The 20,921-nt window shown below is 49.5% G+C and carries 20 protein-coding genes and 1 tRNA gene; 4 read left to right on the top strand and 17 right to left on the bottom strand.

Going from position 1 to position 20,921, the window contains the following annotated elements; genetic code table 11:
* Positions 1–317: 317 nt before the first annotated feature.
* The 7 genes from AC2TE5_RS14405 to AC2TE5_RS14435 form a co-directional block, all read right to left on the bottom strand.
* Complete coding sequence (locus AC2TE5_RS14405; RefSeq protein ID WP_484611873.1) at positions 318–1,205, bottom strand: integrase domain-containing protein; 888 nt, start codon at positions 1,203–1,205, stop codon at positions 318–320.
* 493 nt (positions 1,206–1,698) lie between these two features.
* Complete coding sequence (locus AC2TE5_RS14410; RefSeq protein ID WP_000533827.1) at positions 1,699–2,001, bottom strand: helix-turn-helix domain-containing protein; 303 nt, start codon at positions 1,999–2,001, stop codon at positions 1,699–1,701.
* 4 nt (positions 2,002–2,005) lie between these two features.
* Positions 2,006–2,359: a type II toxin-antitoxin system RelE/ParE family toxin gene (locus AC2TE5_RS14415; RefSeq protein ID WP_484611874.1), complete on the bottom strand. Its 354-nt coding sequence runs from the start codon at positions 2,357–2,359 to the stop codon at positions 2,006–2,008.
* A gap of 496 nt (positions 2,360–2,855) precedes the next feature.
* Positions 2,856–3,077, bottom strand: coding sequence for a helix-turn-helix domain-containing protein (locus AC2TE5_RS14420; RefSeq protein ID WP_484611875.1), 222 nt, complete (start codon positions 3,075–3,077; stop codon positions 2,856–2,858).
* Positions 3,074–3,535, bottom strand: coding sequence for a hypothetical protein (locus AC2TE5_RS14425; protein ID WP_484611876.1), 462 nt, complete (start codon positions 3,533–3,535; stop codon positions 3,074–3,076). Before AC2TE5_RS14425 ends, AC2TE5_RS14420 begins: the two co-directional genes overlap by 4 nt.
* Before the next feature lie 356 nt (positions 3,536–3,891).
* Positions 3,892–5,502 (bottom strand): LA2681 family HEPN domain-containing protein, encoded by a 1,611-nt coding sequence (locus tag AC2TE5_RS14430; protein ID WP_484611877.1) that lies wholly within the window; start codon positions 5,500–5,502, stop codon positions 3,892–3,894.
* A 12-nt stretch (positions 5,503–5,514) separates the two neighbouring features.
* Positions 5,515–9,579, bottom strand: a complete 4,065-nt coding sequence (locus AC2TE5_RS14435) for an NACHT domain-containing protein (protein WP_484611878.1) — start codon at positions 9,577–9,579, stop codon at positions 5,515–5,517.
* A gap of 258 nt (positions 9,580–9,837) precedes the next feature.
* Here AC2TE5_RS14435 and AC2TE5_RS14440 point away from each other — a divergent pair, with 258 nt between their 5' ends.
* Positions 9,838–11,394: an ATP-dependent nuclease gene (locus AC2TE5_RS14440; RefSeq protein WP_484611879.1), complete on the top strand. Its 1,557-nt coding sequence runs from the start codon at positions 9,838–9,840 to the stop codon at positions 11,392–11,394.
* 186 nt (positions 11,395–11,580) lie between these two features.
* Here AC2TE5_RS14440 and AC2TE5_RS14445 read toward each other — a convergent pair whose 3' ends face one another.
* The 4 genes from AC2TE5_RS14445 to AC2TE5_RS14460 all read right to left on the bottom strand — a co-directional run bounded on the left by AC2TE5_RS14445 (position 11,581) and on the right by AC2TE5_RS14460 (position 13,822).
* On the bottom strand, positions 11,581–11,913 hold the full coding sequence (locus AC2TE5_RS14445; RefSeq protein ID WP_484611880.1) for a type II toxin-antitoxin system PemK/MazF family toxin: 333 nt from the start codon (positions 11,911–11,913) through the stop codon (positions 11,581–11,583).
* A complete protein-coding gene (locus AC2TE5_RS14450; protein WP_004852307.1) occupies positions 11,914–12,171 on the bottom strand; it encodes an AbrB/MazE/SpoVT family DNA-binding domain-containing protein in 258 nt (85 codons plus the stop codon).
* A 275-nt stretch (positions 12,172–12,446) separates the two neighbouring features.
* Positions 12,447–13,406, bottom strand: coding sequence for a quinone oxidoreductase family protein (locus tag AC2TE5_RS14455; protein ID WP_484611881.1), 960 nt, complete (start codon positions 13,404–13,406; stop codon positions 12,447–12,449).
* The gene (locus AC2TE5_RS14460; protein ID WP_484611882.1) at positions 13,406–13,822 is read right to left on the bottom strand and encodes a RidA family protein; all 417 of its coding nucleotides are present in this window, start codon (positions 13,820–13,822) and stop codon (positions 13,406–13,408) included. The genes AC2TE5_RS14455 and AC2TE5_RS14460 overlap by 1 nt, the downstream gene beginning before the upstream one ends.
* Positions 13,823–13,963: 141 nt before the next feature.
* Here AC2TE5_RS14460 and AC2TE5_RS14465 point away from each other — a divergent pair, with 141 nt between their 5' ends.
* The gene (locus AC2TE5_RS14465; RefSeq protein WP_484611883.1) at positions 13,964–14,884 is read left to right on the top strand and encodes a LysR family transcriptional regulator; all 921 of its coding nucleotides are present in this window, start codon (positions 13,964–13,966) and stop codon (positions 14,882–14,884) included.
* 77 nt (positions 14,885–14,961) lie between these two features.
* Here AC2TE5_RS14465 and AC2TE5_RS14470 read toward each other — a convergent pair whose 3' ends face one another.
* The 3 genes from AC2TE5_RS14470 to AC2TE5_RS14480 all read right to left on the bottom strand — a co-directional run bounded on the left by AC2TE5_RS14470 (position 14,962) and on the right by AC2TE5_RS14480 (position 16,692).
* Complete coding sequence (locus AC2TE5_RS14470; protein WP_213327937.1) at positions 14,962–15,264, bottom strand: helix-turn-helix domain-containing protein; 303 nt, start codon at positions 15,262–15,264, stop codon at positions 14,962–14,964.
* A gap of 4 nt (positions 15,265–15,268) precedes the next feature.
* Positions 15,269–15,622, bottom strand: a complete 354-nt coding sequence (locus AC2TE5_RS14475) for a type II toxin-antitoxin system RelE/ParE family toxin (RefSeq protein WP_213327938.1) — start codon at positions 15,620–15,622, stop codon at positions 15,269–15,271.
* A gap of 176 nt (positions 15,623–15,798) precedes the next feature.
* A complete protein-coding gene (locus AC2TE5_RS14480; RefSeq protein WP_484611884.1) occupies positions 15,799–16,692 on the bottom strand; it encodes a LysR substrate-binding domain-containing protein in 894 nt (297 codons plus the stop codon).
* Positions 16,693–16,862: 170 nt separating this feature from the next.
* On the opposite strand from AC2TE5_RS14480, the gene AC2TE5_RS14485 reads away from it, so the two are divergent.
* Positions 16,863–17,471, top strand: a complete 609-nt coding sequence (locus AC2TE5_RS14485; RefSeq protein ID WP_484611885.1) for a glutathione S-transferase family protein — start codon at positions 16,863–16,865, stop codon at positions 17,469–17,471.
* Between the two features lie 43 nt (positions 17,472–17,514).
* Here the strand turns inward: AC2TE5_RS14485 and cbl are convergent, their stop codons facing one another.
* Positions 17,515–18,465, bottom strand: a complete 951-nt coding sequence (cbl, locus tag AC2TE5_RS14490; RefSeq protein WP_023336219.1) for an HTH-type transcriptional regulator Cbl — start codon at positions 18,463–18,465, stop codon at positions 17,515–17,517.
* Between the two features lie 96 nt (positions 18,466–18,561).
* Complete coding sequence (gene nac, locus AC2TE5_RS14495) at positions 18,562–19,479, bottom strand: nitrogen assimilation transcriptional regulator NAC (protein WP_008499475.1); 918 nt, start codon at positions 19,477–19,479, stop codon at positions 18,562–18,564.
* A gap of 320 nt (positions 19,480–19,799) precedes the next feature.
* Here nac and AC2TE5_RS14500 point away from each other — a divergent pair.
* Positions 19,800–19,875: transfer RNA gene (locus AC2TE5_RS14500), tRNA-Asn, on the top strand.
* 145 nt (positions 19,876–20,020) lie between these two features.
* Here the strand turns inward: AC2TE5_RS14500 and ldtA are convergent.
* Positions 20,021–20,917, bottom strand: coding sequence for a L,D-transpeptidase (ldtA, locus tag AC2TE5_RS14505; protein ID WP_484611886.1), 897 nt, complete (start codon positions 20,915–20,917; stop codon positions 20,021–20,023).
* Positions 20,918–20,921: the final 4 nt, after the last annotated feature.

A 20,921-nucleotide genomic window follows, 5' to 3' on the forward strand; every position in this document is an offset into this window, starting at 1 on the left:
TTTTAAGCCCTTTGGCCTTTTACGGTCTGGCGCTGTTACTCTTAGTCGCCCTTTACCTTTATCAGGCCCTTTTCCTTTTGCTGGCACAATCACCAGCAAAAATACCGTAATGCTGCACCAGAAGCATATTAATAGGCCATACCGTTCAGAAGGATTGTTATTAAGAGGAAAGCATACAAAAAATTTTGCCCCCAAAATTTTTTGTATGAAAACCGATTAATACCCCGAGATTAATAGGAAACTACCCCAAATTATTTGGGGACAAATAATTTGGGGTGAAAACCGATGAATAACACCATATTGCAAGTCTGACGCTATCAATCGGCATCATCCTTTCGCCCGTACACCTGCGCCACGTACCGTCCGCGCCCATCGCCATGCCCCAAATCCATCGCCGTCATCGCCAGCGCTTCTTTTTCACTGAATCCCTGCGCCAGATAATGACGGATCGCATCCTGCGCCCACGCATAGCGCAACGAGTGCGGAGAGTATGCGCCCGTTAACCCGAGACGTAACGCCTGACTGTGCCAGTATTTCATGGCGGTTTTCAGATCCGGCTTATCTATCAGCCTGCCGTGGCGATCTTCTGCCACAGCCAGCGCATTATCCAGCGCTTTTTTGATTGCGCCAGCATCAAGAATAATCGTCTCGCGAGGCCGTCCGCCTTTGGTGCCGAAAACTACGGTTAACCGGGTATCGCCACGCTCCAGCGCCTGCCGCCACGTTTTCAGAGACTGTACGCTCTGCACCGCCTCCTGCGAACGTAATCCCATCAGCCTTGAGAGTTCCAGTGCTGCCGCCAGCCCCGGATCTTTTACGCGGGCCGTCTCCAGCACGTCACGATAGTGCTCCGGCGTGATAGCCAGCTTCGTACCGTTACGGGATGCGCCGGACAATCCCAGAGAACGGTTGTTCAGCCGCTCACTCTGCGCCAGCCTGTCACGCCCGGCCTGTTTCAGAATGCAGCGCACCGCCGCCATCTCGTTTTGCAGGGAACGCTTTATGATGCCCTGCGCCAGCCGTTCACGGACATAGCCTTCAATATGCCGCGCCTTAAGCTGCTCCACCCGGCGGATCTGCACATTCTGCGCCAGCACCAGACGCTCACAAAACCGCTGCGCCAGCTTAATGCGGTCGTGAACGGTTTTATGGCTGCCGCCAGCCTGCTGTGCAAGACGCTTCATTTCCTGCTCCAGTATTCCCATATTTTCCCCTTTTCATGATTGCCGCAAACTCATCCCAGAAACCCAACACTGATACAGCTTTCCCCGGCGCGTAGGCCGATAGCCCCTGTTTTATTGTCGGGGCTGCGAACGATACCTGAGCGCCGGGGCGGTCGCCGTTGAGGTGTGGTGGGGCTTCGGTTGTGCTCTCTGAGCAGCCGCCCGCCTTAGCGGGTCATCCCCCGGATCGTCCTGATCCCCGTCCGGTATCGGTTCATGCTCTCCTTATTGGTCAAATGGCCTGAAAAGGCGGTGTCAGGATCCAGCCGTGAGCTGGCGCAGTTGAGTTTTCTGGTGCAGGTCGAAAAGGCCGCGTGCGTCACTTTCCCGCTCTGCGCGGTTAAAGTGACGCACTGGACTGGTGCAGTATTTTTAAAATCGCAGGCTGGTGCAGTTTTACGGTCACGCGGCAGCAAAGCCGGACGTCTTTGCAGGCCGCAGGGGGACTGACGCTCCAGTTAGGGAGCGTCAGTGTTTACAGTACAAATCCGTAGTGAGAACCATCCGGCAGTTCAACATCAAGGCGTAGCTTGCCACCGGTTGCTTCAACATAACGTTTAAGTGTGGAAAGTTTCAGGTCGCGGCCCGGTTTTTCCATGCCTGCAACGGTAGGCTGTCTGATACCCAGCGCCTGAGCCATTTCTACCTGCGTTTTCTGTACTTTCTCACGCAGTTCGGCAAGGTGAATGTTGAGCAGGATATCCGTCGCCATCGCCTGAGCTTCGGCCACAACTTCAGGTTTTTCATCCGCAATAAGCTGTTCCAGCGTTCTGCCCATCGCGTTACTCCTTCTCTTTTAATGTGTTCAGCCAGTTCGTGAATTCCCGGTCTGCGACCGGGAGCATCTCATCGTAAAAACGTTTTTCATTGCCAACCTTATTTCCAGCACAAAGCACAATGCCAGTACGGGTCGGATCAAAAGCGAAAAACGCCCTTATCGGATCGCCCCGACTCTGAATACGCAACTCCTTCATGTTGCTGTAACGGGAACCTCTGACCGTATCGGCATAAGGTCTGGACAAACTCGGCCCCTTTTCCCGCAGGACCAGCAGCGCTGCAAGCACGCTGACCCTGTAGGTATCGTTGAGCGAGGCAAACCAGCGATCAAACGTATCCGTTGTTTTAATCGTCCACACGGGACCTCCAAATTAATATAGGTTAAATGCTATATAGATGTAAAGCTATAAGGGTAATAATGAAGCGATGGAACGAGGGATTCATGCGTCATTACTGCAAAGCTGAAGACGCATTCGGTTTTTTCGGTGAATAACATGCATGGCAATCACCTTTTTACGACCTGTACCGAAAAACCGGTTCAGGCATTGACGCAGTGTGAAGAGTGACCTTAGCTGCAACGCAGCCCGACATTTTCAAAGGTATTGTCGGTAACGGGACGACCAGCCTGAAATCAGGCCGCTTCTTGCAGGTCGTGAAGCGTAAGGGCAGCCCGGAGGGCCATTCGTTGCGTGAGGAAAATTATACGAATGTAACTGGCGCAAAAAGAGGAAACTGTTTTTGTCTGAAAAACATTTCCCGTTGATTTGATAAAATGCTGAGTTGTCGCACGTCACTGGCGTTTTCTCGATCTCCCGCCTGCAAAGGCAGGCAGAAGATCGGGAGGAGCTGTTTGCCTTATCGATATTCTGATTTGCGATAGCGCGAAGGCCAGATTTGCTCAGGCGCGATGCCTAACGCTTCAGCAATTAACCTTTCACCTTTGGGCCAGCGGCGGGTAAGCGCATTAGCCAGCGTGGAAGACGCCAGTCCTGCCTGACGTGAAAGTGCTGACAGAGAAGTGCCACGTTTTTTCAGTCCGGCGATAATGTCGGCAGGATGCCAGTCCTGGAGCATCATGCGGCCACCTCGTCGATAAACTTCACGCCGTCGGCAGTGCGGAGCCAGCGCGGGGCTTTCATTTCCGCAGCGAAATAGTTGATCAGTTCATACAGCAGGCCGCTAAGGTGTTTCTCCATTTCAGAGTAAAAGCCTTGCCATGACAGCATCTGCGTCAGGGCGAGGCAATAGCGGCAAAGCTCTGTGCATTCAGGCTCGAAACGGGGGGAATTTGCAGGGAGGGTGTCAACGGTCAGGCTTTCAATAAGATGGGGAGGAACAGGCTCCAACAACGTGGGCTGCAACAGCGATAGACAGGCGTTGAGTCTGCCGCAGAGCGCCATTTTCAGTATGGGATCGTTGCTTTCAATCAGGGTTTCGGCGAAGGTTTCGCAGTGATCGGCAAGTACGGTGAAATCCGTGGCGGCGCTGAAGGGAACGGAAAGTAACGGGTGTGTCTGGATTGGGGTAGTAGCCATAAGGCAACCTCCGGTATGTGAATTTAAATTCCACCACCGAAGAGACCAATCTTCCGGGTGGTGGACTGAACGGAGTTGGTCTTACCGGCCATACCTACACCGGCGCACCTTGCGGTGCCCCCGCCCAGCCCACCATAGAGGTATAGCCGAACGCGCGACATAAAAAAGACGCTAACGCGTCATATGTCGCAGGTATGATATTCGGGAGACCAATCCCGGCACCTGAATTTGCAGGTACGGGTAAAAGATACCGCTTTCGGTCAAAAACAGCAATAGGAAGTGGTGGAATACAGATCGCAGATTGTTATAAATATGCACAATAGTTACTGTCGACGAAGGCGGCACATATAGTAACTTTACTCCCAATCTTCTGAATATTTTTTCGCATGTAATTCTCTGGTCATATAGTGGATACCCTCTTTCTTCTCTTTCATCCCCTCATGCCTCACCATAAAAGTAAACGAAAAAATTGCTGAACGCGTTATCTGAAGCAAATGTTCGAAATGGCGGATAAAATCACTTTCTTTTATGAAAAGAACATCTTCGATTAGTTGATAAGATTCGTAAATATCCTCAGGCTTATCACTTTTGTGTACAACTAAAAACTTATGCTCTAAACCATTGCGCCATTTTTTATAGAAAGCCAACTCCCCGCCCTTATCTTTATTCAAATCGGTAGCAATACTGTACAGAGCCAGAAGCCCTGGTGATTTCACCTTTTCAAATAATTGTCTTCTGTTATCAACATCTAACTGCCAGAAACTCTGGAAATAGATATTCTTCTGAAGTGTACCTTTTTTTGTTGTTGGGTAAAGATTATAAAGTTCACATATGGCCACCGCAATTTTATCGAGAATACCAAAGCAAAGACGAAATGCCGTCCTGATCTTTTCAATTTCAATACCTAAAACTTCGTCATTATACAATTCCAGAAAATGACTTTCGTACTTTATGTAATCCGTATTTTGTGGATGAAGATAATCAAAATAAAGATGACGTCCGAGTGAAAACTCCGATTTAAGGCGATTTAATATCATCTCCATGGGAATGATAAAATCACCTGTTACGCCCCCTCCCGAAGAAATAACAAGGTCATCTGTAGCACTTCCCACACATGGGCAATACAGGCCATGTTCTGATAAAGTCAGATGATTTCTAAGACAAAACTGTCGGTATGGGCTTAACGCTTCGAACTCTTGTTGTGTAAGTGCTTCATCGTGCTCATCCGTTTCATCATCAACTGCATATTCTGCGATCTTATCGTTAGTCTGTGCTATGCGACCTAAATAAAATGATTCCCATTGTGGTGGGATATTTTTTGATACAGAGGCTTTAATATATCCTGCTCTTACTTCTTTTAATAATTTGATTGAGAATGAAGATGAAATAAGATTGAGTACCATTAGTGACATCGAACGATTGACCCAAGCCTGTGGTATATCTAATCCCTTAAGATTAGTAAGATCATAATATCTCAGTGACTCACTGAGCCTAAATTGACTTCTTAACGAATTCGCCAAATTAACGGAAAGTTCAGCCTGAAATTCCTCCAACTCCTCAGAAGATAGCTTAAAAGAACGCCAGTAGATATTTTTTAAAGAAACCAATTCTTCTATCGATTTGAATGTATGGTCATTGGGGTTAGTAATGCTCACCAGATTAGATAGCGCATTTCCATAATTATAATAGTAAAGGCACTCTCCCAGCACTGAGATAAATGCTTCTTTGTTATCTTCCATCAGGTTGCAACCAAGCTCTGATGCACTTTTATTATTTTGCATCTGCCCGATGTCAACAAGAGTACCCGCAATATTCGCCAATACTATAAAGTAATTATCGCTCCTGATTGTTATTCCTTCCAGTTTGTTCAGGAACGCAACTGATTGTTGATAAGATTCGTCAAATCTTCCGATATCAACCAGTTTGCGAATAAAATTGCTTTCATCGACAAGCTCTTTTGTTATCAAAATAAATTTTCCTTATATAGAAGAATTTGGCGCTTCAACAGGAAGTATGACCTCACCGGAAACATCAATCACTATCGCTGATAAGCGGTCTCTTTTTTCAACCAGCACAGTTTCATTAAGCATATTTTCCATTGCACTGGCGTTTTCAGGTTGAGGTATGTTTTTCGTCAAACGTGGCAGAGGATTCGGTCGAGCAGAACCAAACCAAAAAACCAGATAGATACCGTAACCAGCAGCATCGGGGTTTTTAGTATAAAGCTTATCCAATTGTCCGTTAAGTGCAGTCCAGACATCACGATGATAATCACGCTTGATCTCAATAGGTACTTTTATACCGGGTAGTGAAACAATGATATCCGCCCTTTTATCGGAAACCATATGTCCTTCTGGTTCACAGCTTATTTTTAATGGATTAAGCCGGGCACGGAGTAAATCCAGAAAAATATTACGGCAACTCTCTTCAGGTTTAGGCGTTAGGGTACGACCATAACTGTCTTCATTCCAGAATTGTTTGAAAATATCGGTATTTTCATAAGCAATTCGGTTTGAAATATCCCGTATATGATCGAGCAGCAATGAGTAAAGATCCATTACGTTGGCAGGCGTTTCATTCACTAATGTACTTACAGCCAGCTTCCAGTCAGCATGATGAAACTGTGACTCTCTATATCGAATTCTCTGATTGCTTTGGGCATGTAAAAGATGGTCCCGATAGCTTTCACATTCAGGTAGCAATAATAAACGCGCAAGTACTTCACTGGCAGTATAGGAAGAAATAGAAGAAATTTCATTAATCAACGCTCTGATAAATTCTGCATAATCCCAGCTATTTCTTGAACCATGGCTTCCATCTGCTGGATGATAAGCATTAGGAAAATGTGTTGCTGAAACTTTAATGATAGTTTCTAATTGAATTAAAGAAAGCTCTTGACTATTATTTTCTCTCTGTCTTCTGGCATTACCCGTTAACTCACGCACAAGCCAAATGATCTCAGGATCTGATTTAGCTTCAGATATAAATAAATCATTAGCCTGTTCGGGCTCTAGCAAATAACAGCATACTAACCAAATATGATAGTTAACCTTCTTTAACACCCCCCGTCGATTAACCATAAGTTGAGATAGTTTCAGCAGCTCTCTATGTATCTGTGGACGTGCCAGCAGCCATTCAACTAATCTTTCGGTATGATTAACATCATCAGGATATTTTTCAGCAAAATGCATGAATAAAGGGATTATATGTGAATCCGACAGGGAATTATCACGTATTAAATAATTTAGTGCGCTAATGCATTGCAACTTATTTTTAAAACAGGCATCTATTATATAATGATATGTTTCTATAAAAATATCCGTTCTATATATTATGACATGTTTTTTCCACTCAAATATATGAGTATCATTTTTTTTACCATTTTGAATATACTTTCCTAGCCCAAGCTCCAGTGCTAGCAATATTTTTAATAACCCTTCATGCCATTGAGTAATATCAGGCTTACGCTTCCATAGTTCTTCAGCACCAGCCAGAATGGAAAACCACCATTTATAATAATGACCTTCAATTATAAAGGCATTAACATCATCAAGCGTTGGAAGATCCTGTCGTTGCAGTGTCGCCATAAGTCCAGAGATAGAATCCATCACATTTTCATCACCCAGCGCTGATGAAAGGCGCTCAGAGTAAGATTGTTTTTTATCTACATCGGTATATCGTGCATAGTATATATATGCTATATGTTTAAGCCACCCTGTATGCACTCCTGAAACGATCTGTTCTCTATGAAGCTCAAAGTCCAATTTATCCGCGTTAATTGTATCCCTCTTCTCTTTCTCACTTTCGAGTCTGTTGACGTTGTTTTTTACCTGCCAATCATCAATTTCACAGATCAGCGCATCTTCTAAAACTGAAGATAATTTGTTGTTAAAAAGGCCATAGGAAATAAGAAAATCAAAAACCTTTTGTGAAGGTACATCACAGCTCCAAAGAACAGGAAATGCTAAGCGGTAAATAAATCTTATCTTATCCTGAACCTTTTCATCACTCGATAAATAATGAATAAATCGGGACAGTAAAAGTTCACGAGGAATGACCCAAAATGTACTTTGATCGAATTCATGTAAAAAAAGAAACCTTGTATTATAACGACTGAATGATGCTACCGCGGCATCTATAATATCTTCATACTGCCATTCACGTTCTTTTAGCAACTGGACAATCCGATCTGTTTTACTGTCAAAACGACTATAATGTTCTTTATACCAGTAATGAACGCTCAGGCATATCCATATTTGCTCAGCAGTATACTGATCTTTCGTATTAAGAATAATCACCAGACCACTTTCAATATAATACAAAACTTCATGACGATTTATTGGTGATGAATACCAGTTATCTATATTTTCATTTTGATATTGATAGAGGTGTTCAAATATTGTCATTATATCCACGGCAGGAACAATATCTATAATTCCCCATAGAGACCCTACCGGTAAACGTTCCTCAGTAACACTTAAAGTGTCAATCAGGAGTTGTGCTACATCTAGCGCGGAAAAATAATCTTTATAAAGCAACTGAATAATGTGGTTACGCAATCGAATATTGTCGTGATTTATCTCTTTCAATTCAGGATAAATTCCGACGACTTCTTTAATACCTGATAGGCCCGAGTGTATTAATGCCGTTATCGCCTCTTCTTTTTCGGCATATGAATGACGTTCAGATCTAACAACATCAATTAAATCCTGATTCAATGACAATATTGGGGTTGTAACAGATAGAGATTCGAGAATAAGCATACGCAAAGAAAATCGCGATTTTGGATCATGGATAATCAGGCGCAAATGTGCTTCCATCTCCTCGCTCACGAAGCCATTCAAATTAGAAGAAAAGCCGTGATTTCTAAACCAAGGATCGCTTTCCGAAAGTTTGGACAGTGCCACAAGTAAACTTTGTTTATCTACAGTGGATAACGAAGCTGCATCGCCATAAGTCAGTACACCATAAGGATCAGCTTGAATGAAGACATTGGCGTATTGTGGTAAAAAGACCGCCAACCATGCGTGTAATCCTCTTAATTCTGAAGACGGATAGCCCTCAAACCCCAGCAGGCTTCTCAAACGACCCAAGGGTAAGCCCTTTTCAACGATACTCGCTAACCATTTCGCTGCCAAATACTCGGCAATTGTCCTATGGCTGTAATCAACTGTTTCGAGTTCATCCCCAGCGGCAAAAACGCGTCGAGATAACGTCGCTCTTATTATTTCATGTGAGAAAAACGGTATGGTTCTATAGCTACAATATTCTGGTCGGATATCATTCGGAAGCAGAGAAATTCCGGAAACATCACTCAGTATACGCAACGCACAAATAGACCCAGCAGGGTGCTCTAACTCGTCGCTGGTATAAATTCCCGAATTTTGCCGCGTATGCTCTTTACTATGTTCAGTTAAAAGAAGCTGTGTCGCTGAGTGGAAAAGTTCTGACCTCGTCTGAGGCCAGTTTCCCTCTTTGACGACCTCGGCCAGCATAAGCAAATTCTGTGGGTTGTGAAGAAACTCATAGGCAGAGTGTTTTTCTGCTTCCTCCAAAAACTTTTCGGGATGCTCTATGCCATGAGCATGCAGAATCGCTGTCTGCTCTTCCCTTGATAACTGCTGCAAATGTAAAACGACATATCCCCCTGTCCGCTCAAAATAGGGCAAAAATGCTGAGAGATCTGACTCACCCAACCAGTCCTGAGAGCGACAGGAGATTCTGACCTTTTGCGGTCGTAGGGAAAATAGACTGCGAACAATGTCATCAACCACATCATCACTGTTGTGTCCACTCCTTTTTTCATCCAAGGCGTCGATGAATAGCGTTTGAAATCCATCTAACGGAACGCCGTTGATAAATTGACGAACCTTTAAATAGGTCGCTCCGTTCTTTGCTGCAAACTGTTTGAAAAGATGGGTTTTCCCGGCGCCCGGATCGCCAAGCAGTACAATATTAGGAAATTCCGAATAATCACCAAACGTCTTCGTTTGGCTCTCCTTATCCTCTTGGGGCTGAATCTGCCTAACTCGTCTGTTCAACATGTTATAATTTCCTGCGTATCTGTTTTTCTATTAGGACTGCATCACATTCTGGCATGTGCATCAAATCTGCGGTTGAGGTACGACCACATAGCCTATCCCAGGCGCTGAAAAGCTAATCATTATTGCCATGATGCCCATCATGTCGCGACTCTTGATACACGACGTGGCCCATAACAAGCAGAAGAGACCAGTAGGACTTCAAGTGAGGTATTATAAACCTCATACACATTAACTACTTGCCCTTCAAGGAAGAATACTATGCCGGTGACCTATTTATCATTCGCAAATCTCAGAAAAGTAGCCTTCACCAACTCGCATCGTACCCCTCTGCCAGATGGGAATATCCTTCAGCCAGCTCAAATCAATATTATTTCAGGCCCCAACGGAAGTGGTAAATCAACGGTTCTTGATATCCTACGTACCATTTCTGATCCCGCCAAATTGGTTTCTCTAGGCAGAGAGAACATGCGAAGTGATACCACAGGATTTTTTCGGTTAGAGTTTGACAATAATACCATTCTTGTTGCCCTATTCACTTCTCAGGGTATCGGTAAATCGCATGTGGGTGTGATGGCGAAGCATTCTACCGGGGAATTGATACATGAGGACATCATCAGCTCTCATTCATCACAGCCATTTCCTTCTGGTTATGCGCAATGCATGAAAGCGCTACAGCAGAATGTAGCTTACCGCTCTGGTCATAATATTACCGGCCTCTCGCTGGAAAAAGTCGTTATGTATCTCAATAAAGATGCACGCTATCTTCCGGGCACTGCTGCATCAGGATTAAAAGAGACCGCCTTTCGCTACAAACGTCCCCCCGGGCAGCAAAGCTTTTCAGAGTATATCCTTGAACACTGCTTCTCTGTTTCAGATAGCGGCCCGAATGCACTCAGCGTCTGGCTGCACGATGATGAGCTTCAGTCTAATATCATAACCATCGAGGATATACCTGCGGGCTGGAAAGCATTCGCCGGGCTTCTGACCTGGCTTTCTCAGCAGGCCCCACTCACAATCTGTGTTATAGAAGAGCCAGAAGTACATATTCATCCCCACCTTCAGCGTATTCTGGTTAAAAGAATAAAAGAAATCACAGCCAAAAAATGCCTCCAGCTATTTATTAGCACGCACTCAACCGTTTTTCTTGAGTATGGAATTTGGGACAACATTCCAGTCAGTCTGTACGAGGCTGATGGGTATGGAGTCAAAGACTTCACCCGGTCCGCAGCTTTTCTTTCTGCTATGGGGATGCGGCCAAGTGAGATTTTTCAAGCCAATGGAGTAATCTGGGTAGAGGGCGTTAGCGATCGCATTTATATCCGGCACTGGCTGAAACTGTATTGTGAGGAAAACGGCCTTGATACCCCTATTGAGAACGTTCACTATGCGTTCATTCCCTATGGCGGCGCAATGTTAAAACACTACTCGGCGGAAAGTGCTAACACCATTCAAGCGCTGATGATCAACAAGAACTGCATTTTTATCGCTGACCGTGATAATGATTATGATATGACCACGCCTGCGAATCCCATTTTACTAAGTGCTAAAACGGCAAAAGAAGCAATCCGGCAAAACCTACCCACATGGATTACGCAGGGTTACACAATAGAAAACTACTTACCCGAACCAGTGCTTAGTACGTTTTTCGATGTAACAACGGATAAGACCAGCTTGAAAAACGGTAAAACGAAAATGGATGTTGCGGCCTATTTTGAAAATACCGTCTCTGAGTTTAAGGGAAGCTATAACTCAGGCTCGAATCTATCGAAGATGATTGAATTCGTCATTAATCATATCTCCGCCTGGAATAGGTAGATGCTTCTGATATGTTATTGTAGGTAAGCCGCTTAAAGGTGGTCATTCTTGTGGTCTTGACAACCCAACCTTTTAGGTTTAGCTTACCAATCAGCCAGTTAATGGCAAAGGCGATCCCAGTCAGAGGAGCCAAATTTGAAAAGCCTGCTTTTAAAGCAGGCTTTTTGCTTTTCTGCTTCTCTGAAGTTAACTCAGAATCGCATCCAGCCTGGCAAGCACCTCATTTACGACGACGTCAGGTATGCGTTCCAGCCGCATGCCGTTCCGGGCAGCCATATCAATAGTTCTGGGCTGGTCGCAGCGAATAACGCCCGTTGTTTTTGTCCCCGCCCCTTCCAGTGAAACGGTGAAACCTGCTGTACGTGCAAAGTTTCCGCCGCTGGTGACGGGTACCACCACCGGTAGCCGGGTCAGCTTGTTAAACGATGCCTTCGACACGATGAGTACCGGACGTTTTCCACTTTGCTCGTGGCCAGCAACCGGATCCAGTGAAACAAGCCAAATTTCCCCTCTTTCCATTTACAGGATCTCCTTGCCCACCGCAGGCGCATCAATCCATTCCCGATCCTCTTCGCTCATTTCAGCGTGCGGATCGCACTGCGCCAGCAGCTCCTCAAGCGAATAATGAGGCCGTTTCTGGGGTTCGATAATCAGGCAGCCATTATTAATGGTCATGCCGACTTCACTGTCCGTCGAGAGTTCCAGCGTTTTCAGCACGGCGGGAGGAACCGCCAGCATGATGGACCCACCGACCTTTTTAAGACGAGTTGTATACATAGCGCACCTCCAAATATTATATTTTAATATAACATTCATGGCGGGAGGTGCGCAATTATTCATCAGATTCATGGTGATTTCCTTTTCGTAATTAAGTGGGCAGAAAGCCGTTATCCATCGAAGGGCAGTGCAGGTGGGAACGAAGTGCATAACTAAGAAGGCAGATAATAGAAAACTGTTTTTGCGGTTCAAAGGATTATGGCGAATCGAATAAACGAAATGCGAGGCGGTTTCCAGATAGGAGCTGTGTCGGGGCCAGGTTGAGGCCCCCTCTCTCAAGGCTTCATAACGATGCGGCCAAGCGGTTTCGCTGTCTCAGCGTATTCATGGGCCCCGGCGGCGTTAGCCAGGGGGAAAATGCGGTCAATGACAACCGTGATGCGCCCTGCTACCACAGCCTGCAACATGTCGTCCACACCTGTCCGAACGCTGGGCCTTTCAAAAAGGGGCCCCATAAATACCCCCATGAGCGTCTGGTTAGACTGCATTGGCGGCCACAGGTCGACAGTCAGGCTGCCACCACCTGCATTACCGACGAAGACGAGACGCCCTTCCGGAGCGAGTGCAGCAAGCGAGTCAGGCAACGTCGTCCCTACTGGATCGATGACGAGGTCAACGCCGGCGCCATGGGTGTACTCTCGGACACTGTCCACGACGTTATTCTCTACACGATCCACGACGTGATCGGCACCCAATTCAAGCAACCGGCTTCTTCGCTGCGTTCCGCTTGCCGCGGCGATGACCGTTGCGCCTGCTTGTGAGGCAAGCTGAACGGCCGCGAGCCCCACGCCCCCCGCTGCAGCCTGAATCAGGACGGTTTCTCCGCGCCGAAGCATCCCTCGCGTGAAAAGGCAGTGATGTGCGGTTCCAAAAGAGATCGGTACCACCGCCGCCTCTGCTGCATCCACCCCGTCCGGTATAAGCCAGGTGCGTTCGGCAGGCACAGCCCAACGTTCCGCATGCGATCCCTGCATGCTAAAAGCAGTCACTCTGTCCCCAACCCTTCGGCTACGGACTTTCGCCCCGACGGCAACAACCGTGCCCGCGGCCGCGTAGCCGACGATCCATGAAGGAAAAGGCGGCGGAGTTGAGCGCCGGTTGATCAGATCTCCGCCTTCAATCGAGATAGCCTCGACAGAAATCAGGACGTCGTCAGGCCCGGCGACCGGATCCGGGACGTCGACATACTGCAGAACGCCGGGAGCGCCTTCTACGTCATAAACCGCTGCTTTCATCAATTTTCCTCTGTCTTATCATGGCCCGTAGGCAGCCTGGCAATCACCTTAATCTCAAACTGGAATCCGTACAGCCACGTCACGCCGATCCCGGTCAACGTAGGATAAGGCGCTTCCCCCCAATATTCTGGCAGGATACTCCAGATAGCGTCGAGGTTTGACTCGGGATCGACGACAAAGAGGGTAACGTCAACCACGTCAGCGAACGTGCAGCCCGCAGCCGTAAGAACAGCGTTAAGGTTATCGAATGCCAGCCGGACCTGCGCGTTGAGATCCTCTTCAGGCGAACCATCCTCCCGGCTACCAACCTGTCCCGAAACAAACAGGAAGCCGTTAGATTTGATGGCGGGTGAATACCGATTGCGCTCATAGAGCGCCTGGCGTCCGAAGGGAAAAACTGCTTCGCGTGTTGTCATGTTAGTACCTTTGTAATGGGGCGAAATCTGCCCGCTGAACATAAAGACACTTTACAGGCGCAGGATCCGGCGGATAAACAAGCGACTTTGTCCATCATTGTTTGTAATATCCAAACAATCGGTGAAAAGAGAGGACAAGGGATGGATCGTTTCGATGCGATGCGCGCCTTTGCTCGCGTGGTGGAAGCAGGTAGCTTCACAAAAGCTGCCCAAACGCTTCATATGAGCAAAACCACGGTGACGCAGCTTATTCAGCAGCTGGAAGCGCGCCTGCGCGTCAGGCTGCTCCATCGCACTACCCGCAGGCTCGGCGTCACTCCTGATGGCGCGGTCTACTACGAGCGCGTCATCCGCCTGCTGGCGGACATGGAGGATGCTGAAAACAGCCTGTCCAGTTCGGCGATGACGCCCAAGGGACGGCTACGAATAGATGTGCCCACTCCTCTCGCCCGCCTGGTGCTGGTGCCCGCGCTACCGGCATTTCACGCGCGCTATCCGGATATCCAGTTCGATATGGGGGTGAGTGACCGGGTGGTGGATCTGATCGGCGATAACGTGGATTGCGTCCTGCGGGGTGGCGAAATCAGTGACCAGTCCCTGATCGCACGCCATGTCGGTGATTTGCAAATCGGTGTTTACGTCGCACCGAGCTATGTGGAACGCCTCGGCGCCCCTGCGCACCCGCGAGAGCTGGAAAACACGGACCATCGCATAGTGGGATTCTTGTCCTCACGCACCGGTAAGATTGATCCTCTGGTACTGCACGGTGAGAGTGAACATATTGAAATCAAGAGCAGCTATGTTCTTGCAGTGGATGATGGCAACGCCTACCTCGAAGCTGGCCTCGCGGGATTAGGCGTGATTGCGCTACCCGTCTATATGGCGGCAGCACATCAGGCTTCTGGTGCCTTAATTCCGCTATTTGAACAATGGCGTATTAATCCAATGCCCCTGTACCTGGCATTTCCGCCGAACCGCCACGTCAACGCCAGGCTGCGCGTTTTTATTGATTGGATCGTTGAATTGATGCAGCAGCATGCCCCTACTTCCACCAATAAGTAACAACCTCTTAGCCCCTGATTCGCTCATCACCGTCGATTGGCGGTCATTCTGGCGGCTTTGAATCAGGCTTTTCAGCCCTACAGCACGAACTCATAGTGCGAGCCATCTGGCAGCTCAACATCAAGCCGCAGCTTTCCACCCGCAGCCTCAACGTAACGCTTAAGTGAAGAGAGTTTCAAATCGCGCCCGGGCTTTTCCATTACCGCAACGGTAGGCTGCCTGATCCCCAGAGCCTGTGCCATCTCTACTTGCGTTTTTTGTACTTTCTCACGTAACTCAGCCAGATGAATGTTGAGCAAAATATCCGCTGCTATCGCCTGAGCGCTGGCGACAACCTCCGGCTTTTCATCCGCTATAAGCTGCTCAAGGGTTCTTTCCATCGCGCTATTCCCTCTCTTTTAATGTATTCAGCCAGTGAGTGAATTCCCGGTCAGCAACGAGAAGCATCTCATCGTAGAATCGCCTTTCACTGCCGACCTTATTGCCAGCACAAAGCATGATGCCAGTACGGTTTGGGTCAACGGCGAAAAACGCCCGCAATGGATCACCCTTACTCTGAATACGTAGCTCTTTCATGTTGCTATGACGAGAGCCTTTAAGCGTATCAGCGTAAGGTCTCGATAAACCCGGCCCCTTCTCTCGCAAAACAAGCAGTGCTGCAAGTACGCTGGCGCGATCGGTATCGTCAAGCGATGTGAACCAGCGATCAAACCTGTCCGTCGTGTTAATTGCCCACACAAGGCCTCCCATCAAATATAGATCAAAAACTATATACATGCAAAGCTATAGCAATGATTATGCAGAGATGGAAAGAAGATTCTTGTGGGGTTACGGGAATACTGAATGCGTGCCGGAGAAATTCTATGTATCCCTTGTCGGATATTCATTTTGTTACGAGCAGCATCGAAAAAAGTTCAGGAGCCCGTCAACTGTCGCCAGACCGCCACTTCCTCGTTCAGCCACGCGACAAAAAGAGCCACTTCCGGCTTCGCCGCCGTTGATTGCGCCGTCACCAGCCAGTAAGGCCAGGGATACGGCGCGGTGATGGAGGTTAGCTGGACCAGTTCACCTCGGGTGATGGCATCCTGAACCAGAGAGCGACGCTCCAGCGCGATCCCTTTCCCAAGCCGAACGGCTTCGATAATGATATTGGAGTCGTTAATACATAAACTGCCAGGCACGATCTCTTTCTCCAGCCCCGCATTCACGCACCACGTTTTCCAGGACTCCATGGAAAAAATAATATGACTCTTTGCAATCTCAGCCGACGTAGCGGGCAGCACACCGTCGTTATAGCCAGGCGCGGCCACCACAATGAGCTCATCGGAAAAAAGGTAATGGCTTTCACTTCCTTCCCAGTTTCCCTTCCCCATCCGTATGGCGATGTCTATCCCCTCCTGCTGCAGGCTGGTGACCGTCAGGCTGGCCTGGATCCGCAGGGTGATAAGTGGATATTTCGCCCGAAAGCGTTCCAGGCGCGGCAACAGCCAGTGGCATCCAAAAGACGGAACCATTGCCAGCGTCAGCTCCTGTTTTCTCGGCTTCACCTGCACGAGCCGGGTAGCATCTGCGATATGGTTCAGCGCCTCGCGTACCTGTAAGGCATAGAGCCGCCCTTCTTCGTTGAGCTGCACCCCTCGCCCGTTCCGGATGAAGAGCTTCACGCCCACCATCTCCTCCAGCACTTTGATCTGCTGGCTGATAGCGGAATGGGTAACGTGGAGTTCTTTCGCCGCCAGCGTCACGCTGCCAAGACGGGCGACGGCTTCAAAGCTTCGCAAACTGGCAATGGGTGGAAAATCTGACATAAAAACATTCCCTTATCTGCGATGGATCTATAACGACAGCTTGCCCACATGTCAGTAATACTAACCTTTACGGTTAGATACTGAAGATATTCGCCGGGAAGTTTGTATTGTAATGTCAGTTCATCCTCTTCAATGAAGCGTTATTTCACAGAGACAGGAAAACGGGAATTATGATTAAGCTTATTGGCATGATGGATTCGCCTTATGTACGGCGCGTGGCGATCTCTCTTGAGCTTTATGGCGTTGAGTTTGAAAGCCAGCCGCTATCAGTCTTTAGCACCTTCGAAGCGTTCTCCCGGATCAACCCGGCGGTAAAAGCGCCAACGCTGATTCTGGATAACGGAATACGGCTGATGGACTCGTCGCTGATACTGAACTATTTTGAGGATCAGGCCGCCCCCGAGCGGAGACTTCTGCCCGTCGCGCCGGATGCGCAGGCAAAGGATCTTCAGACGCTGGGCTTTATTCTCGCCGCCGCTGAGAAAGCCGTGCAAAATGTGTATGAACACCACCAGCGGCCGGTGGAGAAGCAGCACGCTGCATGGGTCAAGCGCATTACAACCCAGCTGCTGGCGGCCTGCAGGGAATGGAATACCTTACTGGAGGGGCGCCCCGCCACCACCGTTCCCGATCAGGTTGCCGTCACGAGCACGGTTGTCTGGACGTTTATGCAGTCGATGATCCCGCACGTCGTTAACGCAGCGGATTTTAGAGAGATTCAGGCTTTTGCCGAATCATTCGAATCGCAGTCGGTCTTTAAAAAATATCCGTTCAGCTAAGCAACGAGCCCGGTCAGCGCAGCGCTACCGGGCAAGCCAGCAGCTAAATCTGATAATCAATCGCCACTTCTTCCGGCTCCATTACCTGGCGTTTAATCTCATCCACCGACAGCCCGGCGTTGCAGAGCTCGATAAAGCGCCACACATAGTTGCGCTGCAGCTGCCCGCGCTTCAGGCCAAGCCATACGGTATTGGCGTCAAACAGGTGACGCGTATCAAGACGCACCAGATTCCCGTCCTCGCGTTCTCCGCTGGACTGTTCCGCCACCAGGCCAATGCCCAGACCCAGCTCGACGTAGGTTTTGATCACATCAGAATCCTGCGCGCTCAGCACCACGTCCGGCGTTAGCCCTTTGCGGTTGAAGGCTTCATCAATGCGCGAACGTCCGGTGATCCCCTGGCGGTATGTGATCAGCGGCCATTTCGCAACGTCTTCCAGCGTCAGGGGAGAGACCTGATTCAGCGGATGATCGACCGGGAGTAATAAGCTGTGGTACCAGCGGAACCAGGGGAACGCCACCAGCAGCGGGTCGTTGCTCAGGCGCTCGCTGGCGATGCCGATATCCGCCCCACCGTTTTGCAGCAGCACTTCAATTTCCTGCGGCGTGCCCTGGATGAGCTCCAGACGGACGTCAGGGAAAAGTTCGCGGAAGGCTTTTATCACCGGCGGCAGGCTGTAGCGCGCCTGGGTGTGGGTGGTGGCGATGGTGAGCACGCCCGAGGCGTCATTGGTGAAGAGATCCGCCAGACGACGCACGTTGCTGGCCTCGTTGAGGATCCGCTCCGCGATGGTGAGCAAAGCCTTACCCGGCTCCGTCATGCCGAGCAGCCGCTTGCCGCGACGGATAAAGATCTCTATACCCAGTTCCTCTTCCAGCTCGCGGATATGGCGGCTGACGCCGGACTGAGAGGTATAAAGCATATTGGCGACCTCGGTCAGGTTGTAGTCCCGCCTGGCCGCCTCACGGATAATTTTAAGTTGCTGGAAATTCACGATTCACTCCGGCGCATCTGACATAGCTCTATTGTTAGAGTCAGCCGAGCTGCAGAACAAATAATAAAAACCAGCATCTTATGCTTTTTTGGAATATCAGCTCACGAGCTGGAGTTCGCGGTTTTCAAGCGATGGCTTGCTGACCAGCGACATCAAAATCTCTTTTACCGCCTGCGCCTGCGGCGACAGCGAACCGCGTGCAGACATGTTCAGCGACAGCGGCAGGCTCATCGAAGGCGTGGTGATCCGCGCCATCCAGCCGTTTGCCGCACTGCACAGCGAGCGGGCTGCGGATTCCGGCAGAACCGTCACACCCATTCCGCTGGCAATGGCCGCGGTGAGCGTGGAGATTGAGTCAATTTCACCGATGATTTTGGCCGTCAGGCGGCGCAGGGAGAACGCTTCGTCCACGCGCACGCGCACGGCGCTGTAGTCGCGCGGCAGATAGAGGTTCATCTCTGCCACGGCGGTAAGGTCGACGCTCTGGCCCGGACAGTCGCGGGTCCCCACGAGGTAGAGATCTTCTTTCAGCAGCGGCTGGCTGGTGATACCAGCGACCGGGGAGCGATCGTAAAGAACCGCCATGTCCAGCTGGCCGTTGAGCAGTTTGTCATTCAGTACGGAACCGCTGTTTTCGTGCAGGTACACCAGCACTTCAGGCAGCTCGGCGCGGACGGCCTGCAGCAGCGGCATGGTAATAGAGGACGCGGCCGTTCCCGGCGCCAGGCCGATAGACACGTGCCCGCTCAGGGTCTGGCCCACGTTATTCACCGCCAGCTGAGCCTGTTCACACTGGCGGAGGATGGTGCGCGCATGGGTATACAGGATTTTGCCTGCTTCCGTTGGCGTGACGCCGCGTTTGGTGCGGATCAACAGCTGCTGATCCATCTCGCCTTCCAGAGTAGCCACCTGCTGGCTCAGCGCGGGCTGCGCGATATGCAGCACTTCTGCCGCTTGAGTCAGGCTGCCGATATCGACGATTTTTACGAAGTATTTCAGTCGTCTTAAGTTCATTTTGCCCCCTGTTCGAAATGCTGTGCCGGAACCGGCTGTCGTTGTTGAACAGGTTTTGCAATATGAATGCCACTTTTACCAGGCGGTCTAAATTGTTCGCTAAGCGCCTGAAAATAAGGAAACCTAATCATGGAGGGGGGTTTTATTACCGAAACAGCAGTTTATGATCTGCCCCATTAGGGGTATACCCGCACCATGACGGTGCATTCCGCTGTCAAAAACATCACTTTGCCGATTTTGTCAGCAAACGATCAAAAGGCGTTGATCCACCCTTTGACAAGGCGAACGCAGGTCGATAATATGCGCCCCGTTCACACGATTCCTCTGTAGTTCAGTCGGTAGAACGGCGGACTGTTAATCCGTATGTCACTGGTTCGAGTCCAGTCAGAGGAGCCAAATTTAAAAAGCCTGCTTTTAAAGCAGGCTTTTTGCTTTTCAGCGAAAGGTAAATGCAAAACGGCAACAAGGTTGCCGTTTTTAGTGTTTGCACCCTCTCCCGTGGGAGAGGGCCGGGGTGAGGGCACCAGCCCGCACAATACCCTCAAATGCCGATCTTAACCGGCATCCCCGACCGCCGCTCCAGTTCAGCACCCGCACCCTCGTTTATCAACTGCGTTCGCTGCGCGGCTGAAATGGGCAGAGGCACTTTCCGGGTTGACTCAAATTCCGCGCGGTTACGTGATAATGGCTCGTGAACTTCCACCCAGCGGCTGCCGTCCGGCTCCGTGGTCACCTTTACCGGCCGATCGATAAGCTGCACGCGGGTTCCTACGGGAACGTTATCGAAAAGGTATTTGATGTCGTTATTTCGCAGACGAATACAGCCCTGGCTCACCCGCAGCCCGATGCCGAAATTCGAGTTTGTGCCATGAATGGCATAGAGCCTGCCGATATAAATCGCATACAGCCCCATCGGGTTATCCGGCCCGGCGGGCACGAATGCTGGCAGCGTTTTCCCTTCTGCCGCATAGGCACGCCGCGTATTAGGCGTCGGAGACCAGGTTGGCCCCTCCTGCTTACGCTCAACGGCCGTCACCCAGTTACGCGGGGTTTCACGCCCGGCCTGACCGATGCCGATGGGCAGCACTTCAACGGTATTGCCACCAGGCGGGTAGTAGTAGAGGCGCATTTCCGCCGCGTTCACGATAATGCCCTCGCGGACGGTGTCAGGCAAAATCAGCTGCTGAGGTATCACCAGCCGGGTGCCGGATTTAGGCAAAAAAGGATCCACGCCCGGGTTTGCTTCCAGCAGGTTGCTCAGCCCCTGTCCGTACCGCGCGGCAAAGGCTTCCAGAGGCAGCGTGTTGCCTTCGGGAACGGTGATGACAATTGGGTTTCCTACCAGGCGACTGCCTTCCGGTGGAAGTATATAAGTTACGGCAAACGCACCGGGTACAGCAGCACACAGCGTAAGGACGAACCAGGTAAGTCGAATCATAGTT

This window comes from Enterobacter sp. N5-15 (assembly GCF_057221635.1).